Source organism: Flavobacterium plurextorum, assembly GCF_024638035.1.
Lineage (GTDB): Bacteria > Bacteroidota > Bacteroidia > Flavobacteriales > Flavobacteriaceae > Flavobacterium > Flavobacterium plurextorum.
Genome location: NZ_CP100442.1, coordinates 3,789,451 through 3,808,206 on the forward strand (window position 1 = coordinate 3,789,451; position 18,756 = coordinate 3,808,206).

20 protein-coding genes are annotated in these 18,756 nt (G+C 31.0%); 9 read left to right on the forward strand and 11 right to left on the reverse strand.

The window, feature by feature from the left end:
* Positions 1-23: 23 nt before the first annotated feature.
* From NLG42_RS16815 to NLG42_RS16845, 7 genes are all read right to left on the reverse strand, one after another.
* Positions 24-1,226, reverse strand: coding sequence for a tetratricopeptide repeat protein (locus tag NLG42_RS16815; RefSeq protein WP_257681632.1), 1,203 nt, complete (start codon positions 1,224-1,226; stop codon positions 24-26).
* A 16-nt stretch (positions 1,227-1,242) separates the two neighbouring features.
* Entirely contained in the window at positions 1,243-2,694 is a 1,452-nt protein-coding gene (locus NLG42_RS16820) for a S41 family peptidase (protein WP_257681633.1), read from the reverse strand.
* A gap of 40 nt (positions 2,695-2,734) precedes the next feature.
* The gene (locus NLG42_RS16825; protein ID WP_257681634.1) at positions 2,735-3,244 is read right to left on the reverse strand and encodes a DUF2199 domain-containing protein; all 510 of its coding nucleotides are present in this window, start codon (positions 3,242-3,244) and stop codon (positions 2,735-2,737) included.
* A gap of 232 nt (positions 3,245-3,476) precedes the next feature.
* Positions 3,477-4,154 carry a metal-dependent hydrolase gene (locus NLG42_RS16830; RefSeq protein WP_257681635.1) on the reverse strand — a complete coding sequence of 226 codons (678 nt, stop codon included), beginning with the start codon at positions 4,152-4,154 and terminating at the stop codon, positions 3,477-3,479.
* A gap of 30 nt (positions 4,155-4,184) precedes the next feature.
* Entirely contained in the window at positions 4,185-5,147 is a 963-nt protein-coding gene (menA, locus tag NLG42_RS16835) for a 1,4-dihydroxy-2-naphthoate octaprenyltransferase (RefSeq protein ID WP_257681636.1), read from the reverse strand.
* 87 nt (positions 5,148-5,234) lie between these two features.
* A complete protein-coding gene (locus tag NLG42_RS16840; RefSeq protein ID WP_017498510.1) occupies positions 5,235-6,068 on the reverse strand; it encodes a 1,4-dihydroxy-2-naphthoyl-CoA synthase in 834 nt (277 codons plus the stop codon).
* A gap of 802 nt (positions 6,069-6,870) precedes the next feature.
* On the reverse strand, positions 6,871-7,728 hold the full coding sequence (locus NLG42_RS16845) for a CvfB family protein (protein WP_089057789.1): 858 nt from the start codon (positions 7,726-7,728) through the stop codon (positions 6,871-6,873).
* Between the two features lie 142 nt (positions 7,729-7,870).
* Between NLG42_RS16845 and NLG42_RS16850 the strand changes: the two genes are divergently transcribed.
* The gene (locus NLG42_RS16850; RefSeq protein ID WP_257681637.1) at positions 7,871-9,220 is read left to right on the forward strand and encodes a M28 family metallopeptidase; all 1,350 of its coding nucleotides are present in this window, start codon (positions 7,871-7,873) and stop codon (positions 9,218-9,220) included.
* A gap of 52 nt (positions 9,221-9,272) precedes the next feature.
* Here NLG42_RS16850 and NLG42_RS16855 read toward each other — a convergent pair whose 3' ends face one another.
* Both NLG42_RS16855 and menD read right to left on the reverse strand, forming a co-directional pair.
* The gene (locus NLG42_RS16855) at positions 9,273-9,614 is read right to left on the reverse strand and encodes a DUF2853 family protein (protein WP_099718303.1); all 342 of its coding nucleotides are present in this window, start codon (positions 9,612-9,614) and stop codon (positions 9,273-9,275) included.
* Between the two features lie 87 nt (positions 9,615-9,701).
* Complete coding sequence (menD, locus tag NLG42_RS16860; protein WP_257681638.1) at positions 9,702-11,363, reverse strand: 2-succinyl-5-enolpyruvyl-6-hydroxy-3-cyclohexene-1-carboxylic-acid synthase; 1,662 nt, start codon at positions 11,361-11,363, stop codon at positions 9,702-9,704.
* A 174-nt stretch (positions 11,364-11,537) separates the two neighbouring features.
* On the opposite strand from menD, the gene NLG42_RS16865 reads away from it, so the two are divergent.
* The 3 genes from NLG42_RS16865 (at position 11,538) to pip (ending at position 14,226) form a co-directional block, all read left to right on the forward strand.
* Positions 11,538-12,713, forward strand: coding sequence for a thioredoxin family protein (locus tag NLG42_RS16865; protein WP_257681639.1), 1,176 nt, complete (start codon positions 11,538-11,540; stop codon positions 12,711-12,713).
* Between the two features lie 96 nt (positions 12,714-12,809).
* On the forward strand, positions 12,810-13,307 hold the full coding sequence (locus NLG42_RS16870; protein WP_099718306.1) for a GNAT family N-acetyltransferase: 498 nt from the start codon (positions 12,810-12,812) through the stop codon (positions 13,305-13,307).
* A gap of 7 nt (positions 13,308-13,314) precedes the next feature.
* Positions 13,315-14,226 carry a prolyl aminopeptidase gene (gene pip, locus NLG42_RS16875; RefSeq protein ID WP_257681640.1) on the forward strand — a complete coding sequence of 304 codons (912 nt, stop codon included), beginning with the start codon at positions 13,315-13,317 and terminating at the stop codon, positions 14,224-14,226.
* Between the two features lie 121 nt (positions 14,227-14,347).
* On the opposite strand, the gene NLG42_RS16880 is transcribed toward pip, so the two are convergent.
* Together NLG42_RS16880 and NLG42_RS16885 are read right to left on the reverse strand one after the other, a co-directional pair.
* Complete coding sequence (locus NLG42_RS16880) at positions 14,348-14,926, reverse strand: glutathione peroxidase (RefSeq protein ID WP_089057782.1); 579 nt, start codon at positions 14,924-14,926, stop codon at positions 14,348-14,350.
* Between the two features lie 353 nt (positions 14,927-15,279).
* Positions 15,280-15,414: a hypothetical protein gene (locus tag NLG42_RS16885; protein WP_257681641.1), complete on the reverse strand. Its 135-nt coding sequence runs from the start codon at positions 15,412-15,414 to the stop codon at positions 15,280-15,282.
* A gap of 348 nt (positions 15,415-15,762) precedes the next feature.
* On the opposite strand from NLG42_RS16885, the gene NLG42_RS16890 reads away from it, so the two are divergent.
* The 5 genes from NLG42_RS16890 (at position 15,763) to NLG42_RS16910 (ending at position 18,739) form a co-directional block, all read left to right on the forward strand.
* Positions 15,763-16,293: an RNA polymerase sigma factor gene (locus NLG42_RS16890; protein WP_089055725.1), complete on the forward strand. Its 531-nt coding sequence runs from the start codon at positions 15,763-15,765 to the stop codon at positions 16,291-16,293.
* Positions 16,293-17,081 carry an anti-sigma factor gene (locus NLG42_RS16895; RefSeq protein WP_089057781.1) on the forward strand — a complete coding sequence of 263 codons (789 nt, stop codon included), beginning with the start codon at positions 16,293-16,295 and terminating at the stop codon, positions 17,079-17,081. The genes NLG42_RS16890 and NLG42_RS16895 overlap by 1 nt, the downstream gene beginning before the upstream one ends.
* Before the next feature lie 85 nt (positions 17,082-17,166).
* Positions 17,167-17,547: a DoxX family protein gene (locus tag NLG42_RS16900; RefSeq protein WP_257681642.1), complete on the forward strand. Its 381-nt coding sequence runs from the start codon at positions 17,167-17,169 to the stop codon at positions 17,545-17,547.
* Positions 17,548-17,585: 38 nt separating this feature from the next.
* Positions 17,586-18,317: a DUF3667 domain-containing protein gene (locus tag NLG42_RS16905; protein WP_257681643.1), complete on the forward strand. Its 732-nt coding sequence runs from the start codon at positions 17,586-17,588 to the stop codon at positions 18,315-18,317.
* A gap of 89 nt (positions 18,318-18,406) precedes the next feature.
* Positions 18,407-18,739: an ArsR/SmtB family transcription factor gene (locus NLG42_RS16910; RefSeq protein WP_257681644.1), complete on the forward strand. Its 333-nt coding sequence runs from the start codon at positions 18,407-18,409 to the stop codon at positions 18,737-18,739.
* Positions 18,740-18,756 lie beyond the last annotated feature (17 nt).

Here is an 18,756-nt window from a genome sequence, read left to right on the forward strand (position 1 = left end):
TATATTACTTATATGGTGAAATTTTAATTGTATAGTTTTAAAACTTTTTCGAAATCTTTTGATGGTAAACCAGCTTTTTGAAAAACAGTAAAATCTTGTTTTGTTTTCTCTTTCCAGCTTACACTATCCGTTACATTTTGATTTTGGTATTTCTTGTAAATTGCTTTGGCTTCACTATAATCATCGCTTATCAAGTAAACATGAGCCAGATTAAGTTTAACTAACAATTCAGTATCATCAAGCTTTTCACCTTCTTTTAAAAATTTCAGCGCTTTTCCATATTGCTTAGTTAAAATAAAACAATAACCAATAGAGCTGTAATCTAAAGCAGTAGCTTTTCCGTCGTTTATAATCGAATTTAGCTTAGGAATAGCTTCGTTGTATTTTTGTTGTTTTATAAATAAAGAAGCTTGATTTCGTAAATCGCTGTAAACATTTTTAGAAATTTCTTCATCTTTATAACAAGCACTTCCAAAATCTTTGTAAGCTTTGGTTTTTTCGACTGCTAATAACTTCTGAAACTCAGTATAGCGGTATTGTTTGATGATTTTGTTTAGAATACAAACGCAAAAATCATCAGAATTGGCCATTTTTTGTGCTAATGTAGATGTTTTACATAAGCTGATAATTTCATTTTTATTGTCTTTATCCCAACCACGACTAAGAACGGTATTTACCCATGGAACAACTTCTAATACTACTTTTTGATTCAAAAACCAGTTTTTACTTTGAAATGCAAACCAAATAGCATTTGAATTTTGCTTCAAACAAGAAGATTTATCTATAGATAAACGTTTAGCGTCTTTGCTTAAAGGTTCCGTTTGTGCGTAGCAAGCTTTATCGGTCTTGCCGTCTATAATATACCTTTTTGCATCGTCATTTGAAGTAAACAAGGCATATGTACAAGTATCATCTCCTGAAATTTTTGACATCAAAAAAACGGCTCCTGCAGATCCTTGACCAATTCCATATGGATCTGGAATTGCTTTTAGTACCGAAACTAAACTATTGGCCATTTGCTGATTTTCGTCTAAAAGAGTGATTCTGTATACAATTTCGGTCGTGCCAAGCGGCAGATCTTCTATTTTAAAAGTAACTCTGTCTCCGGCAGAAACAATAAGTTCTTTAGTAGTAGCTCGTTCTTTATCCCAATAACCGTCTTTTTGTGCAAAAACACTGCAAGATACAATCATTAAAAAAAGAGATAATATTGGTCGTAGATTCATGATCTGACTTTTAAACTTAGTTAACATTTAATCTTTCTTCTGTGAAATTAGTCCATTGATAATCAGGGATATTTCTATCAATATAAAAATCTGGCTGAATACCTTTGCCGTCAATTTGCATATCTGGAATTCTAAAACTTTTGGTTAATGAATAACCTAATTTGAAATTTTTAGAGGGAGAATCAACAAAATACATATTAGAAATATCAAGTACACCTTCAGTAGTTCTGCCGAAGAGTTTAACCTTTTTACTTTGTTTTGCTACTAATAAAAATTGCTCTGTTGTACTCGCATTATTTTCGTTTATAATAATGGCTATATTTTTTGGGTTTTTATAAAACACATCTAGTTTGGTTTCTGTTACCAATTGTTCGTTAAGATTTACAAATTTCCCAATATTAGCATTTAGTTTTTCAAAACCCTTCTTAGCCCATTCTTTATCTTCTGCAGACCAATCAGGGTTACTCATGAATTCCAGCATTCGTTTGTTGTTTTGTACTGTTGACAAATATTCAACTCCTACGTTTCTAATTGGATTTGTGTATAAGTAAGGGATGATTTTTTGAAAAGTGGCATCAGATCCGCCTCCATTATTTCTGACATCAATTATTAAATTGTCTTTTGAGGTTATAAGATTATGATTTGCTGTCAAAAGACTGTCAATTATTTTTTTATTTGAATAATCGAATGAAGGTATACGTAATACTAATGTTTGTTTTGAAATTTCCTTTAAGAAAGGTTTTTGAGCGGTATATAATTCGATGTAATCCTTTATTTCTTGACTGTCACTCAAATTATCAGGAAAACTTCTTTTTAAAGCAATAAATCCAATTTTTAAAATGTTATTTCCAATGAATTGTACATTATTGAATCTCTGAGCAGAGTAATCGCCCATATAATAAACAGCATCGTATGTTTTATCTGGTTTTTCGGTAATTTTAAACTTTACCTGATATTGTTTCCATTTGCTGTTTTTTACATCTAAAACAAATCCAATATATTGATTTTCCCTTTTTACAACACCAATAGTATAAGGCGGTGAAAGCCATATTCCTTCAAAAGTAGGATGTTTTATTTTAGAAGTGATTTCTTTTAATTCGGTTTCCGTTATTTCAATTTTCTCCCAATTATTTTCAGCTGCTGTTTTATTCCCCGTTTCTGTTTTATTAATTGGCTTAGAATTTACTGCTATAGATAAATGCGAAGGTCTAAAAAAAAGCATCCAATCAAAAAGTATGTTTCGACATTCGTTCAACTCTGTTACTTTTTTTACTTTATCTGCAAATAGTTTATTGTGATTTTGATAGGCAGTTTCCCCTTTTTTATCAATAACATACTTAAAACCTGCGTCGTTGGTTTCAAAAGTTTCCTTTAGCCAATCAAACTCTTCTTTGCAGTTGCATTTTTGTGCAGCGATATTTATAGAAACACTAAATAAAGTAAATAAAAATATTTTTTTAAAATTCATTTTAGAAAATTTAGTTAAAGATTTCATGCAAATTTCGAGCCTATTTTTTAAGTATTGCGTTTATTCTCTTTTCAGCCTCAGCTTTTGTGATTCCTTCATAATAATCTTTTACAAAAGGATGATCAAAATCTTTATGAGGAAATATTTCTGGTCTTTCGTTTCCAGTTTTTGTTACAACTGTTGTTGGGATACTGTTTGAAAATTCATATTGCGGAATATAATTTGAAAGCCAGCCAAAATACTGGTTTTCTTCCTTTTGATCATCAAAATTTTCTAAGTAGTTTTCAAAACTTTTTTCGCTCAACGAAACCCAGAAACCATATTCTAAATCTTCGCAGTGATCATTAACTTTTTGAACTAAAACGCATCTAATAAATCTATCTACTTGATCTGAATGTTTTATAACGCAAAAATCTTCGTCGATTACGGCAATATCTTCCTTTTCCTGAGCGGACAGATTGCTGTAACTATTTGGAGAATTATAAGTAATTGCCGGCCAGCTTTCATGTTCTTCGCCGCAACAATCACAAGTAAATTTAATATCACTCATATTTTAATAAATGCTATACAATATTTTAGAGGTTAATTTATTGAATTATAGATAATAAACACATAGAAACATAGATTTTATACCTGAAAAAGACTGCAAAAAGAAACACGTTTCTTTCGCATAGCTATTTAGTGTGTATTTTTAGATAAGTGAGATAACTTATAACTAATTCACAAATCTGTCTCGATTCCTATCGTAACTATGTGCAAAAAAATAAAAGAAGTATAAATTATTATAATTCAATTGATGCACCAATTTCTAAAAGCATTAGATCTTTTCCTTTATCAAAGAATTTACGAATTGATTCTTCGTGGTTAATTTCGATATAACCGAAAGTATCAAAATGGTAGCCAAGAATTTTATCGCATTCTACAAAGTCAGAAGCAATAATTGCATCTTCAACATCCATTGTAAAATTATTTCCAATTGGAAGAATGGCAAGATCAAGTTTAGTTCTCAACGGAATCAATTTCATGTCGTAAGTCAGTGCAGTATCTCCAGCAATGTAAATATTCTTGTGTTCGCCTTCAATTACAAATCCGCCAGGATTTCCTCCGTAAGTGCCGTCAGGAAAAGAACTTGAGTGAATTGCATTGACATATTTTACTTTTCCAAAATCAAAATTCCAGCTTCCACCGTGATTCATTGGATGTGAATTAAGACCATTTTTTGCATAATAACCTGCAATCTCAGCATTTGAAACAATGATTGCATTAGTTCGTTTTGCAATGCTTTCGACATCAAGAACATGATCGCCGTGAGCGTGGGTTAATAAAATATAGTCTGCTTTTAAGCTGTTGATATCGATGTGTGAAGCTTGCGGATTTCCTGTAATAAATGGATCAACAATAATGTGCTTTCCTCCAACTTCAATTCCTAAAGAAGCATGTCCGTAAAAAGTGATTTTCATTTTATGAGTGTTTTATAGTTGAACTTGATTTTATCTTCCGCCTAAAAATAGGTTAACAATTATATCTGAAATCAATGAAATCATACATACTGTTAGTAATATAGAAAGTAAAAATGTGCTTAGTGCTAATTTTTTTAATTCAGGATCTAAAAGCTTAGGGTTTTGATTTTTATAAACGGTAATTAAATGTTTAGTTAAAGGAATATACGCCAATAAAAATAAATATTGATCGAAATTATAATCGCTTAAAATGGCAAAAACGACAACTAAAACCATTGCTGTAATGATCAATGAGAAATGATATATTTTTGCTTTTGCGCCGCCAATTTGTACTACGATAGTGTTTTTTCCTGATTTTCGATCTGATTCTTCATCACGCATATTATTCAAGTTTAAAACGCCCACGCTTAATAATCCAATCGAAATTGCTGGAAGAATTAAAAGCGGATCAACTTCTTTTGAATATAAAAAGTTAACGCCCAATGTACTTACAAGTCCAAAAAAGATGAAAACAAATACATCACCAAATCCTTTATAACCGTAAGCAGAATTACCAACTGTATAACGAATTGCTGAAACAATTGCTGCAACACCTAAAAGCAGAAAGAATATTGAATAGCCAAAGTTTGATTCTCCAAAAGCAAAATAAATTAAGATAATGGCAGATAATAATGTTAAAAGTGAAGTGATTATTATCGCTTTTTTCATCGCTTGAGGCGTAATAACACCACTCTGTATAGCACGCTGCGGCCCTACTCGATCAGCATTATCGGTACCTTTTACTCCATCTCCATAATCATTTGCAAAATTGGACAAAACCTGTAAACCAAGAGTTGTTAAAAGTGCAAAACCAAAGATTTTCCAACTAAAAACTTCTGTTGGTGTATTGATTGTTTCTGTAGGGTTTGAAAGCGCATAAATACTTCCAACTATAATTCCAGAAACGGATAAAGGTAATGTGCGCAGTCTAGCCGCTTCAATCCAATGTTTCATTATTTATTTTGTTTATTTTTAGTTTCAAGTTTTACGTTTCGCGTTTCAGGTTTGTAACTTGAAACGTGAAACTATTTTATAACTTCTTTATGGCAGCCATTTATTTTCGCCGAAGTTTGGTTTTCTTTTTTCTAAGAAAGCATTTCTTCCCTCTTTTGCTTCTTCAGTCATATAAGCTAAACGAGTTGCTTCACCAGCAAAAACTTGCTGACCTACCATTCCGTCATCTGTCAAGTTCATCGCAAATTTCAGCATTTTGATAGATGTTGGTGATTTTTGCAAAATTTCCTGAGCCCATTCATATGCCGTAGCTTCAAGTTCATCGTGAGGAATTACAGCATTTACCATTCCCATATCCATAGCTTCTTGAGCAGAATAGTTTCTTCCTAAAAAGAAAATTTCTCTAGCTTTTTTCTGTCCAACCATTTTAGCCAAATAAGCAGATCCGTAACCACCATCAAAACTGGTAACATCAGCATCAGTTTGTTTAAAAATAGCGTGTTCTTTACTAGCCAAAGTCATGTCGCAAACCACATGTAAACTGTGTCCGCCACCAACTGCCCAACCTGGAACAACTGCAATAACCACTTTTGGCATAAAACGAATTAAACGCTGTACTTCTAGGATATTTAAACGGTGCTGACCATCTTCGCCAACATAACCTTGATGTCCGCGTGCATTTTGATCACCGCCGCTGCAAAATGAATAAACTCCGTCTTTTGTCGACGGTCCTTCAGCAGAAAGTAATACTACTCCAATCGAAGTGTCTTCCTGTGCATCGTAAAAAGCTTGGTATAATTCTGAAGTTGTTTTAGGTCTGAATGCATTTCTAACATTTGGTCTGTTAAAAGCAATTCTAGCAACTCCATTACATTTTTTATAAGTTATATCTTCAAATTCTCTGGCAGTAATCCAATCCATTTCTGTTTGTTTTATTTTAAAAATTTATAGTGTAAAAATAAGCCATTTTTTAGATTTTCACCCACTGATTTTGGTTTATATAGTGGTTAACAATTTGAAGTAATGTTAAGAATTAAGAGTTCCGTTCAAAAAATAACATTTTTTAACATTAGTTATAAAAAATAATAAGTAATTTTACATCCTAGAAATCAACGAGATACGATTTATTTTGTTGATGTAAGATTGATTTTCTTTCACTGATTTATTAACCTAAAAAATGATTTTTTTGAGAAAATTTAAAAAATTTGTCGCTCATTTTTTTATGGTTTTTATTAGTAAACCCTTGAATAATGAGCAAATGATTTATTCATTTGTCAAGACTTCGAAAAGAAGATAGTAACACCTAAGGTTAAACACTAGAATTGTTTAAGTAATTAGTATGAAATTGATTACGAAAAGAGGAAAAGATACTAACTAAAACTTTCTATAAATTATTTTCTAAAACCAATGGATTAGCCGTGAAATTAACGTTTCGCTCTTAAGATGGATGTATTGATTGTTTAAAGACATACCTTTTCAAGAAGTAACTTCAAAAATTTTTAAAGCTGTTATTTTTTGATCAGATTCGAATTTATTTTATTTCTGTTTTTTTTTAATTACAATTTTTTTTAAAACGAGAATAAAAAGGGAAAGGCTGCTTGTAATGAGCAGCCTTTCCTGTTATAATCAGTTTGTTAAACTCTAAAAAATAGAAATTCCAAATTCCAATTGAGCATTGAATGCCATTGGAATTTGGAATTTTTTTATTGGAAATTTAAAAAATCTAATTCTCTTTTACCAAATAGATTCCATCTTCTTTAATCTCGATAAGTTTTTCTTTGTATAAAGCTCCAATTGCTTTCTTAAAAGTTTTTTTACTCATTTTTAAGACCGTTTTAATGTCTTCAGGGTGCGAATTGTCGTTTAAACGTAAAAAACCTCGATTAGCTCTTAATTCATCTAGAACTTTTTCTGCATTTGGCTCAATACTTTGATATCCTTGCACTTGCAATGCAACGTCAATTTTATTATCAGGACGAATATTTTTAATATATCCGCGCATTCTGTCACCAGTTCTTATTGAATCGTCGTAAACTTCATCTTTATACAACAAACCTTTGTGTTGTTCATTGATAATTACATTTATTCCCAATTCAGTAATATGCGAAACTATTAAATCGACTTCTTCTCCTTTTTCAACTGTAAGCTGATCGTTGTTTAAAAATTGGTTTAATTTACTTGATGCTACTAAACGATTTGTTTTTTCGTCTTTATAAAGGTAAACCAAATAACGTTTTCCTTTTTCCATAGGACGCGCTTGCTCTTTAAACGGAACAAGAATGTCTTTTTCCATTCCCCAATCCATAAAAGCACCAACATTATTAATATAATTTACCCTTAAAAGAGCAAATTCATTCAATAAAATATAAGGTTCTAATGTTGTAGCAACTGGACGCTGTTCGTGATCTAAATAAACAAAGACAACAAGCTCCTCGCCTATTTCAAATTCATTTGGAACATATTTATTAGGTAATAAGATGTCGTGAATTCCTTCAGGATCTTTTTCAGGATTTCCTAAAAAAAGTCCCACCTTGGTATCACGTAATATAGTTAGTGTATTGTATTTTCCTATTTCAATCATATTCATAAAGTTCTAAGGTGCAAATGTACGAAGTTTGAAAATGGTAATTCGAAAAATATACGGGATAAAAAAAGAAGCAGCCATTTTATTGTAGTTTGCTGCTTTTGGTTAAATTTGAAAACATGTAATTAATCCCAAATCAATGAAAAAGAATTTTATTTGTACTGCTTTTGCATTTCTTCTTTTCACGCAGGTCTCAATCTCGCAAGTTTCTGAAGACTTAGAAATTAAAAAAATGATAAGCGAAATTAAAGCCGAAAATCTTGAAGCTGTCGTTCATAAATTAGTTTCATTTGGAACTAGACACACTTTGAGCGATGCAAAAAACAAAACAAAAGGAATTGGGGCTGCGCAGCAATGGGTGAAATCTGAGTTTGATAAATTTGCACTGGAATCTAACGGACGATTAACTTCTGAAATTGATTATTTTACTGTTAAAGCAGATGGTAAGCGAATTAACGTCGACAGTCAGATTGGGAATGTAATGGCGACTTTAAAAGGAACTGATCCTAAAGACAATCGTGTACTGATTATTAGCGGGCATCTTGATTCGCGCGTCACAGATGTTATGAATACAAAAGCTAATGCGCCTGGAGCAAATGATGATGGTTCTGGCGTTGCAGCAGTTATTGAGTTGGCAAAAGTAATGAGCAAAAGATCATTTCCTGCTACTATTATATTTGTTGCTGTAACTGGTGAAGAACAAGGTTTGATTGGAGCTCGACATCTTGCAGAAAAAGCAAAAGCACAAAACTGGAATATAGTCGCAATGCTTAATAATGATATGATTGGAAACAGCTTATCAAGCGGTACTAATTTGAGAGACAATACCCAAATTCGTGTTTTCAGTGAAACAATTCCGTACTTGGAAACTGAAGAAGAAGCAAAAATGCGAAAAGCTGTAAGCCGAGATAATGATAGTCCGTCAAGACTTTTGGCACGATATATTAAAACCGTTACAGAACAGTACGTAGATCAGCTGAAAGTAAAATTAGTATACCGAAATGATCGTTTTTTACGCGGCGGTGATCATACTCCTTTTAGCCAGAATGGTTTTACCGCTGTTCGTTTTTGCGAAATGAATGAAAATTTTGATCATCAGCATCAAGATTTAAGAACCGAAAATAATATTAAATATGGTGATTTGCCAGAATTTATGGATTTTGAATATTTAAGAAAAAATACCTGTTCAAATTTAGCGACTTTAGCTAATCTAGCTTCATCGCCAAAAGCACCAGAAAATGTTGGAATTGAAGTTAAAAAACTTTCTAATTCATCTACTTTAGTTTGGTCAGCACCAGCAGGAAAAGAACAATACGGTTATCAGATTTTGATGCGAGAAACTTCTTCTTCGCATTGGGAAAAAACTTTTTTTGTAAAAGATACTAGGGCTGAAATTCCTTATTCTAAAGATAATTATTTTTTTGCTGTGCAAACCGTTGATGCTTTAGGACATGCAAGTTTACCTGTTTTTCCAATTCCAATTAAATAAAACTAAATCATATAAAAGAAAAAAGCGCCAAGAAGGCGCTTTTTTTATAGTTCTATTTATAAACACTTTCTTTTTTAAAGTGAAGCGTTAATAAGTAATAAACAACAACTCTGTATTTGTGCTTGTTAGACTTACCATACTTTTCTAAAACAGTATTTATAGCTTCATCTAAAGCCGGCGTATCAGCTAAGCCAAGCTTTTTGATTAAAAAGTTATTTTTTACGGTATCTAATTCTGACTGCTGACTTCCTGCTACTGTTGCAGCGTCATCGTTGTATATAGATGGACCGCAGCCTATTGTTACTTTGGTTAATAAATCCATGTTTGGAGTTACTCCGCATTTTTCTTTTAAATCTGCTGCATACTTTGCAATTAATTCTTCTCTTTTGTTCATTGTTATAGTTTTAAAATTGGTAATAAATCCAAATTTAAACTAAAAAACTGATATAAAAATTAATTTTAATAAAATTTAACCTACATACTAAATTAACTCCTTAAAGTATTGTTTTAAAACAATATCATTCTCTACTGTTGGTGTAAAGATTTCTAATATTCCAGGAGTATCATTTGCATCATAAAGCAATTTAAGATTTTGCTCTAATGAAGCTAAATCATCTGCTTTGAAATAATTACATTTATACATAACAGCTAAATGTTCTGCAGTTAAATGATGTGAGGTTTCAAAATAGGTGTTAAACACAGGTTTTTCTTCGTGTCCAGGTAAAATCCTAAATATTCCGCCTCCTCCATTGTTGATTAAAATGATTTTAAAATTCTTAGGAATATATGAGTTCCATAAAGCGTTACTGTCATATAAAAAACTAATATCACCTGTAATAAATACGTTTTGTTTCCTGTTTCCAACAGCGGCACCAATTGCCGTTGAAGTACTTCCGTCAATACCGCTTGTACCACGGTTGCAGAATACTTCGATGCTTGAATCAATATCAATTAATTGTGCATATCGAATTGCAGAACTGTTACTGATTTGCAATTGGCTGTTTTTAGGAAGCGATTCAATAACCTTTTCAAAAACTTTAAAATCAGAAAAAGCAATTTTCCTTAAATATTCTTGTTTTCGAATTTTCCTTAAATTATATATATCCGTAATCTTCGAAGAATAATCACTAATTGTATACTCGGTTTTTGGCAATAATGACTTGAAAAAATCATTTGGCTCCATAACAAAGTGATTTGTTAAAGCACTAAAAGTATCGTAAGCTCGCAGTGTATCTATATGCCAATGATTTTGTGGCTTATACTTACGTAAAAAACCTTTAATTCGTTTAGATACAATCATTCCTCCAAAAGTCACTAAAACATCTGGTTGAAAAGCTTGAAAATCAGAATCATCAAACGGAGTAATTAAAGTATCAATACTATTGATAAAACTTGAATGATGTAAGTTTGAAGTAGTTTCTGTAAGAACAACAACTGAAGGATCAGCGGCTAAATTCTCAAGAATTTCAGTACCAATCGAATTGGCATCATTTACTCCAACAAGAACTAATTTTCGCTTAGCTGAATTCCAAATCGAAACAAATTCTGCCTCCTTTTCGATACTTTTTACATTTGGAACTTCTTCTATATTTGTAATTTTTGGCTGTACAGAAAGCGTTTCAACGGTTTCGTATAAAGGTTCTTCAAAGGGAGCGTTAATATGAACTGGTCCTTTTTTATGAATTGCAGTTTCTATGGCCTTGTTTATTTTCAAATCATTTTCAACAGAAGCTTCTTCCGTTAAATTAGCATTAAAAACAGAATGATTTTTAAAAACATTTTCCTGACGAATAGTTTGTCCGTCACCAATATCGATTTTGCTTTGCGGACGATCTGCAGAGATAATAATTAATGGAATCTGACTGTAAAAAGCTTCAGCAACAGCTGGATAATAATTAAGCAATGCTGAACCAGATGTGCAAATAACCGCTGTGGGCTTTTTAGTTTGCTGCGCAATTCCCAATGCAAAAAATGCAGCACAACGCTCATCGGCAATGCTGTAACATTTGAAGTTAGAATTTTGGGCAAATCCGATAGTTAATGGAGCGTTTCGTGAACCGGGAGAAATTATAATATTGTGAATTCCTTTTGCTGAACAAATTTCGATAATGCTTTGTGCAAGCTCTATTTTGGGGTAAATCATTCTAAATAGTGTATTACTTTTTAAAGAAAACCTATCACTGAGAGTTTCTTTTACAATTACAAAGTTACAAACTTCATGCATGATTTAACTTATATTAGGAAGATATTATGACCCATTTTTAGAAAAAGGGAATATATTTGTAAATAGAACATTTTTTATTAAAACAGATCGTTTATGCGTTTCTTATATTTACTTTTTATTCTCATTTCAGTTCAGTCTATACAATCACAAAATCAGTTTACTGTTGATGAAACGCCGTACAAAACAGCGTTAGAAAGTGCTAAAACACAAAATAAGCCACTGTTTGTTATGCTTTTTGCAGATTGGTGTCCACATTGCAATAAAATGAAAAAAGAAGTTTTCACTGATCCAAATGTGATGGTTTTTTTAAATAAAAATTATATCTGTGTTTGGAAAAACGTGGATAAAGAAGAGGGAACTGCGCTAAAGAATAAATTTAGAACGACTTCACTTCCTGCTTTTCTATTTTTAGATTCAAATGAAAATCTTTTATATGCTTTAAAAGGAGAGATGAAAACAGCCGAATTTTTAACTGAAGCTGCTAATGCTTTGAATCCAAAATTGCAATTACCTTATTTAGAAAAGCAGTTTCTTGCTGACCCAAGTAATTCTAATGCTTTTTTTGCTTATTTGAATAGCTTGAAAAAAGGAAGAGATAGAAATGAAATCGCAATTCCTACACACATTTATCTTAACACACAATCAGATGCGCAATTAGTTAGTGAAACCAATTGGCGAATAATTGCAAATGGAGTTACTGATATTAATTCGAGAGAATTTCAATACGTTTTAAAACATCAAAATGAGTTTGCCGCTGTTGCTTCTCAAAAACGTGTTGATCGTAAAGTTGAAAGTATTGTAAGCGAATTACTTCGTCCTTTAGTTGATAATTTAGACACTGTAAACTACTATAAACAAAGAGAAGTTGCAAAATCGATTCGATTGCAAAAAACAGATTCTCTTGTGTTTAAGTTTGATTTAACGCTGGCTGAACGTACTGAAAAATGGAAGTTTTACAAAAAAGTAACGTTGGAAGATACTCAAAAGTTAGTGTGGAATGATGCAAGTTTTTTGAAAGATATCGGACAAACTTATTTGAAACATATTTCTGATGCCGAAAGTTTAAAAAAATCTATTCTTTGGGTAAAACATTCTATAGAATTAAACGATTCTTATGATGGTAATTTGCTTCTCGCAAGACTTTATAATAAGATAAAAGATAAAAAAACAGCACTGAAATATGCCAAGGATGCAAAAGTAATTTGTACCGAAATGACTTGGAGTACCAAAGATGTTGATACTTTACTGGCTGAATTAAACTCAAAATAAATTAAAAAATAAAAGCAAATTGGTTTAGTCTGTTTGCTATCGATTAGATCACGTACTGCTTTTTTTGTGATTTAACTTTCAAAAAATAACCAAAACATGGCACTTATTCTTAGACCTGCAACAACAAATGATTTAGACAAAATTCTTGAAATTGTAAATCATTCTATCCTGCATACAACAGCAAATTATAGTTATGATATTCAAACTATTGAAGTACAAACAAAATGGTTTGAAGATAAAAAATCTAAAAACCTTCCAATTGTAGTGGCTGAGTTAGACAATGAAGTGGTTGGTTTTGGGAGCTACGGACAATTTCGCGAGAAAATTGGTTATCAATATACAGTTGAACATTCTGTATATGTAGTCGATAATGTGATTGGGAAAGGTGTAGGTTCAAAATTACTGACAGAAATTATTCGATTGGCAAAAGAGCAAGGATATCATGTAATGATTGGTGCGATTGACGCAGATAATGCTGGAAGTATTTCTTTTCATGAAAAATTTGGCTTTGTGGCAACCGGTACAATTCGCGAAGTTGGATATAAATTTGATCACTGGCTTGATTTGGTTTTTATGCAATTAATCTTAAAATAATTTTAGAATGAATTCACACCCTGAAATACAAAAAGGATATCTTCAAGTTAATAATTTACATGAAATCTATTATGAAGTTTGTGGTAACGGAGAGCCCTATTTGTTTGTTCATGGAGGTCCAGGTGCTGGTTTTTTAGAAAAAGATAAACGTTTTTTTGATTTTAAAAAGCATAAAGTTGTTTTCTTTGATCAAAGAGGAGCTTCAAAAAGTAAACCATTTGCGAGTATAGAAGATAATACAACTCAAGATTTGGTTAATGATATAAATGCCCTTTTATCTCATCTTAATATTGAAAAAATAAACATTTTTGGTGGTTCATGGGGAACAGCGTTAAGTCTTGTATTTGCAATTCAGAATCCTGAGAAAGTAAAAAGTCTTTTGCTAAGAGGTGTTTTTCTAGCAGACCAAAAAACAATTAACCACTTTTTAGGAGGAGCTCTTAATAAGCAATATCCTGTAGAATGGCAAAGATTTAAAAAAAATGTTCCTGCTGATACTTCATTAAGTATTTCAGAATATTACTTAGATCAGATGCTAAACGGGACTCTCGAAAATAGAGATTTTTATTGTTATGAATGGGCTTATTATGAAATTTCAATTTTTATAAAAGGAATTAAAGCAAATGAAATCGATGCTATTATTCAACAATTTCCATATCAGTCTTTAAGTATTATGGAGGCACATTATATGAGTAATAAATGTTTCTTAGTAGATGATTACATAGTTGACAACATAAGAATTATTGAAGATATTCCAATTACTATAATACATGGAGAACATGATGCAATTTGTCCCGTTGAGTATGCGCAGGAAATTCACAGTAACTTAAAAAAATCTGTTTTATATATTGAAAATGCTGGTCATTCAGATTCTGAACCTGCTATTGAAAAAAGAATCATAAGTGTCCTAAATCAATAATTTTTAAAGAAAAAACAAAGAGAACTCTGCTCCTATACATCTTTGTCTCTTTATACCTTAAAAAAAAGCACCAAATCTGAAGAATTCAAATTTGGTGCTTTTTTTATTTATACAGTTATCCTTAACTCTTAATCCATTTAATAATTTCAGGATCTGTTGGAAGTGTTTTTGGTTTAATAACCTTTACCAATTCTCCTTTTTCGTTAATTAAATACTTTTGAAAATTCCATTCTACTTCAGAATCCTGCAAACCATTTTTAGATTTCTGAGTCAGGAATTTATAAATTTCGCACATATCATCTCCTTTAACCGAAACTTTATTCATCATCGGAAAAGTTACGCCATAATTTTGCTGACAAAAAGTTTCGATTTCTTTATTTGTTCCTGGTTCTTGTGATGCAAAATTGTTTGCTGGAAAACCAACAATTACGAATCCTTTATCTTTATATTCTTTGTAGATTGCTTCAAGATCTTTGTACTGAGGCGTTAATCCACATTTTGAAGCGGTGTTTACAATCATGACTTTTTTGCCTTTTAATGACGCAAAATCAAAGGTATCACCTGATAAATCTTCTACTTTAAATTGATAAATGTTTCCTTTTGCCATGACTTCTGTTTTAGGTTTATGGCTCGTTTGAGCCTGAATTTGCGAAGCGATCATAAATAAAGCGCTGCAAACTAAAATTGCTATATTTTTCATTGTTTAATTTTTTATAAAATTAGTTAAAATCTGTTTTGCAGTATATTTTTAAAGTCTTTATTTTTCATTAAACATACGTTAAATAAAAAATTGAAGCCTAGCGTTAATCAGACGCTAGGCTTCCCCCCATACAAACAAATCAAACCATGAATTTATTTTTAAATGCTTTTATATGTTTCTAAAATTATAGTTGATGCTTCGGTTATGGTAAAAATTATTTTTTCAATTATAATCACTAAATTTTCTATTCTATGGCGTTTATATGTAGATTGTTTTGTTTAATATTTTGTGATTACTTTTTTGTTTTAATAATTTTTGGTTGGAAGTCCAAAGACATCAACTATTTTATTTCTTTATATTATCTCTTTAGTTTCTTTGTTCCAATTTTTTTCAATTTCTTTTCTAAAATCACTCTGACCGTAATTCTGTAAAGCCAACACTGTTGTTAAACCCACAATTAATATTTTAAATCTATTTATACTTAACATAGAATTTTCTTTTTGTAAGATTTACATTCGGTTTATTTCACTGCGATAAATATTTATTTTGAACATTTAGACTTAAAAATTACTCCTAAGTACCTTAACAACAATTCAAAACAAATAAGGCTGCTATTTCACTTGAAATTTTTTACATGTTATAATAGCATTTACGTAATTGGTTCACTTTTGGTTTTAAAAAAATGAAAAAAAAATACTTTTTTTTTGAAACCCCTTATTTTTCTAGGTTTAAGACTGTTAAAAAAAATATAATTTGACGAAAAAATAAATTATCTTTATCTCAGGTTACAGATAATATTTACTAATTTTTTGTTTAAACTTTAAAAATCCAAATCTATGAGTCAAGAAGAATTATTAGTTTTAATTTACAAGAAAGACGAAAGAGCTTTTACGCATTTGTACGATATGTACGCCAAAAGTTTATTCTCGGTCATACATGTTTTAATAAAAAACCGTGAAGAAGCAGAAGATGTCTTACAGGAAGTCTTTGTGAAAATCTGGAAAAACATCGATTCTTACAGTGAGAGTAAAGGCCGATTTTATACTTGGATTCTTAATATTGCTAGAAATGCATCTGTTGATCAGCTTCGTTCAAAGAATTTTAACAACACTCAAAAAAACCTTTCATCCGATAATTTCGTAAATCTGTTAGACGACAGTAATAAACTCCTTGATAAAATTGACACAATTGGAATTCAGGAATTTGTCAAAAAGCTGAAACCAAAATGTATTGCAATCATTGATTTATTATTTTTTAAAGGATATACCCAACAAGAAGCTTCAGAAGAATTGGCACTGCCACTGGGAACTATCAAAACACAAAACAGAAACTGTATTAATGACTTACGTAATTATCTAAAAATCTAATGGAAGCACAAGAATATATAGACTCAGGAATTCTAGAACTTTATGTTTATGGTTTATTAACCGAAACAGAGAATTTAGAAATAGCCGAAATGGCTAAAAAAAGCCCAGAAGTTGAACAGGAAATTATCTCGATAGAAAAAGCGATCGTTGCTTTATCGTCAAGCTTCTCTCCTTTCCATTCTGTTGCTAATTTTGAAAAAATAAAAGCACGTTTAGAGCTTAAACATGGCAAAGTAGTCGAAATGAAACCTGCATCAAACTGGACACAATACGTGGGCTGGGCTGCTGCCGTGTTGTTATTGTTAGGTTTAGGTTATCAGACTTTAGAACTTACAAAAACAAAAGAAGCGATTACTGCTGTTGGAACTGAGAAAAGTAAAATCGAAAAAGATTATGCTTTCTTAGGTGAACAAAATAAAGAAATTACAAAGAGTTTAACTATTGTTAGAGATATTAAAAACACTGGTGTAACACTTGGAGGTCAAGCTGTTTCTCCAACATCTTTTGCAAAAGTATATTGGAATAAAGAAACTAAAACAACTTACATTGATGCCGCTGGACTGCCAAAACCGCCTAAAGGAATGGTATATCAAGTTTGGGCCTTAAAATTAAGTCCAGTTCTTACACCAACAAGTATTGGTTTATTGAGTGATTTTGAAGGAAATTCTCAAAAAATATTTTCTGTTGATCGCACAAATGAAGCCGAAGCTTTCGGAATTACTCTTGAGCCTGCCGGCGGAAGTTTAACGCCAACAATGGAACAATTGTATACTCTAGGAAAAGTATAATTATTAATTCCTTTTAAAACTAGAAACGCATATTAGATTTAATATGCGTTTTTTTATTATTTTTAAATAAAATAAAACGAATTTTATGAATGGAATCCTGCTTTTAAGAATTGCCGTTGCTGTTATACTTTTAACTCATTCTGTTTTTGGAATTTTTGATAACGGAATCAATAACTTTGGAAATTTATATTTAAACCAAATTGGGTTTGCTCCATTTGGTGTTTTTCTTGCTTGGTCAATCAAACTGTCTCATATTGTTGCCGCTTTACTTTTGATTCTAAATAAATATGTAAAACTTGCAGGTTTTGTTACCATATTTATTTTCGTGATGGGAATTATTTTAGTCCATTTTGAAGATGGCTGGTTTGTTGTTGGCGGAGGAAGAAATGGTGTCGAGTATAATTTCTTATTAATATGTGTTCTTTTAGCAATCATGTACCCAAATGGTTTGCAGAAGAAAATCTAGTTAGTTTTAAAATTTCAAATTAAAAAAGACGGTAAGCTATGGAGATAATTTGCAAAAACTGCCATCACGTTTTTAAAGGTAATTACTGTAATAACTGCGGGCAAAGTGCCGAAACGCATAGAATTAATGCTCATTTTTTATGGCATGATATTCAACACGGATTATTTCATTTTGATAAAGGTATATTGTATTCCTTTAAACAACTATTTACGAGACCTGGAAATTCAGTACGCGAATTTATTGAGGGTAAACGAGTTAAACATTTTAAACCAATATCACTTGTTGTAATTCTAGCTACACTTTATGGATTATTGTATCATTACTTTAAAATTGATTTTTATGTTGAAAATACTGATCCTGTTATAGATTACAAAGCGTTTAATGAATGGATGTCGACTCACTTTTCATGGACTACAATTGCTACAATTCCAATTTTTACGGTTGGCACCTATGTTTGTTTTAGAAAACAAGGGTACAATTTTGTTGAATATTTTGTTCTTAATACTTTTAAAGCTTCTCAGCGATTATTTGCCCATTTAATTGCATTTCCACTTTTATATTATTTTAATGGAACTCCAAAAATGGCGATAATTGTTAAGGTTTTATATGTTATTGATCTTTTGCTTATTTTTTGGACAAATATGGAATTTTTCAATAAGTTGAAAAAAACGAAGGTATTTTTACTGTCCCTATTGAGTTATTTAATTTATTTGGTAATCTTTATCATTATTTTAATTTTAATTTTAATCTTTGAAATAGCTTTAAAATAAGCCGTTTTTTTTCTCGTTTGTAAAAATAACAGAGAAAATGGCTTTTTTCAAACTTTATATCGTAATATTGCAATATAAAAATATAAGAAATGGGAACAACTAAATCGGATCACTTTACAGAAAGTCAAAATGAGTTGGCAATTTTAACAAAAGCTTTGGGTCATCCCGCACGAATTGCAATTTTAGAATATCTTCTAAAAGTGAACTCTTGTATTTGTGGTGATATTGTAAATGAACTTCCTCTTTCGCAGCCCACAATATCACAACATTTAAAAGAACTAAAAAATGCAGGACTTATTAAAGGAAGTATTGAAGGTAACACAATTTGTTACTGCATAAATGAAGTTGGATTTGAAAAGATAAAAGGGTTTCTAAACATTGTGACATTGCATTTAGAGAAAAGAAAAAATGAATGTTGTTAAATAACAAAATATAAATT

Excerpts from the sequence above, each read along its gene's own strand:
- NLG42_RS16815 (WP_257681632.1), bottom strand. The coding sequence starts at position 1,226 with ATGAATCTACGACCAATATTATCTCTTTTTTTAATGATTGTATCTTGC.
- NLG42_RS16820 (WP_257681633.1), bottom strand. The coding sequence starts at position 2,694 with ATGAATTTTAAAAAAATATTTTTATTTACTTTATTTAGTGTTTCTATA.
- NLG42_RS16825 (WP_257681634.1), bottom strand. The coding sequence starts at position 3,244 with ATGAGTGATATTAAATTTACTTGTGATTGTTGCGGCGAAGAACATGAA.
- NLG42_RS16830 (WP_257681635.1), bottom strand. The coding sequence starts at position 4,154 with ATGAAAATCACTTTTTACGGACATGCTTCTTTAGGAATTGAAGTTGGA.
- menA (WP_257681636.1), bottom strand. The coding sequence starts at position 5,147 with ATGAAACATTGGATTGAAGCGGCTAGACTGCGCACATTACCTTTATCC.
- NLG42_RS16840 (WP_017498510.1), bottom strand. The coding sequence starts at position 6,068 with ATGGATTGGATTACTGCCAGAGAATTTGAAGATATAACTTATAAAAAA.
- NLG42_RS16845 (WP_089057789.1), bottom strand. The coding sequence starts at position 7,728 with ATGATTGAAATAGGAAAATACAATACACTAACTATATTACGTGATACC.
- NLG42_RS16850 (WP_257681637.1), top strand. The coding sequence starts at position 7,871 with ATGAAAAAGAATTTTATTTGTACTGCTTTTGCATTTCTTCTTTTCACG.
- NLG42_RS16855 (WP_099718303.1), bottom strand. The coding sequence starts at position 9,614 with ATGAACAAAAGAGAAGAATTAATTGCAAAGTATGCAGCAGATTTAAAA.
- menD (WP_257681638.1), bottom strand. The coding sequence starts at position 11,363 with ATGATTTACCCCAAAATAGAGCTTGCACAAAGCATTATCGAAATTTGT.
- NLG42_RS16865 (WP_257681639.1), top strand. The coding sequence starts at position 11,538 with ATGCGTTTCTTATATTTACTTTTTATTCTCATTTCAGTTCAGTCTATA.
- NLG42_RS16870 (WP_099718306.1), top strand. The coding sequence starts at position 12,810 with ATGGCACTTATTCTTAGACCTGCAACAACAAATGATTTAGACAAAATT.
- pip (WP_257681640.1), top strand. The coding sequence starts at position 13,315 with ATGAATTCACACCCTGAAATACAAAAAGGATATCTTCAAGTTAATAAT.
- NLG42_RS16880 (WP_089057782.1), bottom strand. The coding sequence starts at position 14,926 with ATGAAAAATATAGCAATTTTAGTTTGCAGCGCTTTATTTATGATCGCT.
- NLG42_RS16885 (WP_257681641.1), bottom strand. The coding sequence starts at position 15,414 with ATGTTAAGTATAAATAGATTTAAAATATTAATTGTGGGTTTAACAACA.
- NLG42_RS16890 (WP_089055725.1), top strand. The coding sequence starts at position 15,763 with ATGAGTCAAGAAGAATTATTAGTTTTAATTTACAAGAAAGACGAAAGA.
- NLG42_RS16895 (WP_089057781.1), top strand. The coding sequence starts at position 16,293 with ATGGAAGCACAAGAATATATAGACTCAGGAATTCTAGAACTTTATGTT.
- NLG42_RS16900 (WP_257681642.1), top strand. The coding sequence starts at position 17,167 with ATGAATGGAATCCTGCTTTTAAGAATTGCCGTTGCTGTTATACTTTTA.
- NLG42_RS16905 (WP_257681643.1), top strand. The coding sequence starts at position 17,586 with ATGGAGATAATTTGCAAAAACTGCCATCACGTTTTTAAAGGTAATTAC.
- NLG42_RS16910 (WP_257681644.1), top strand. The coding sequence starts at position 18,407 with ATGGGAACAACTAAATCGGATCACTTTACAGAAAGTCAAAATGAGTTG.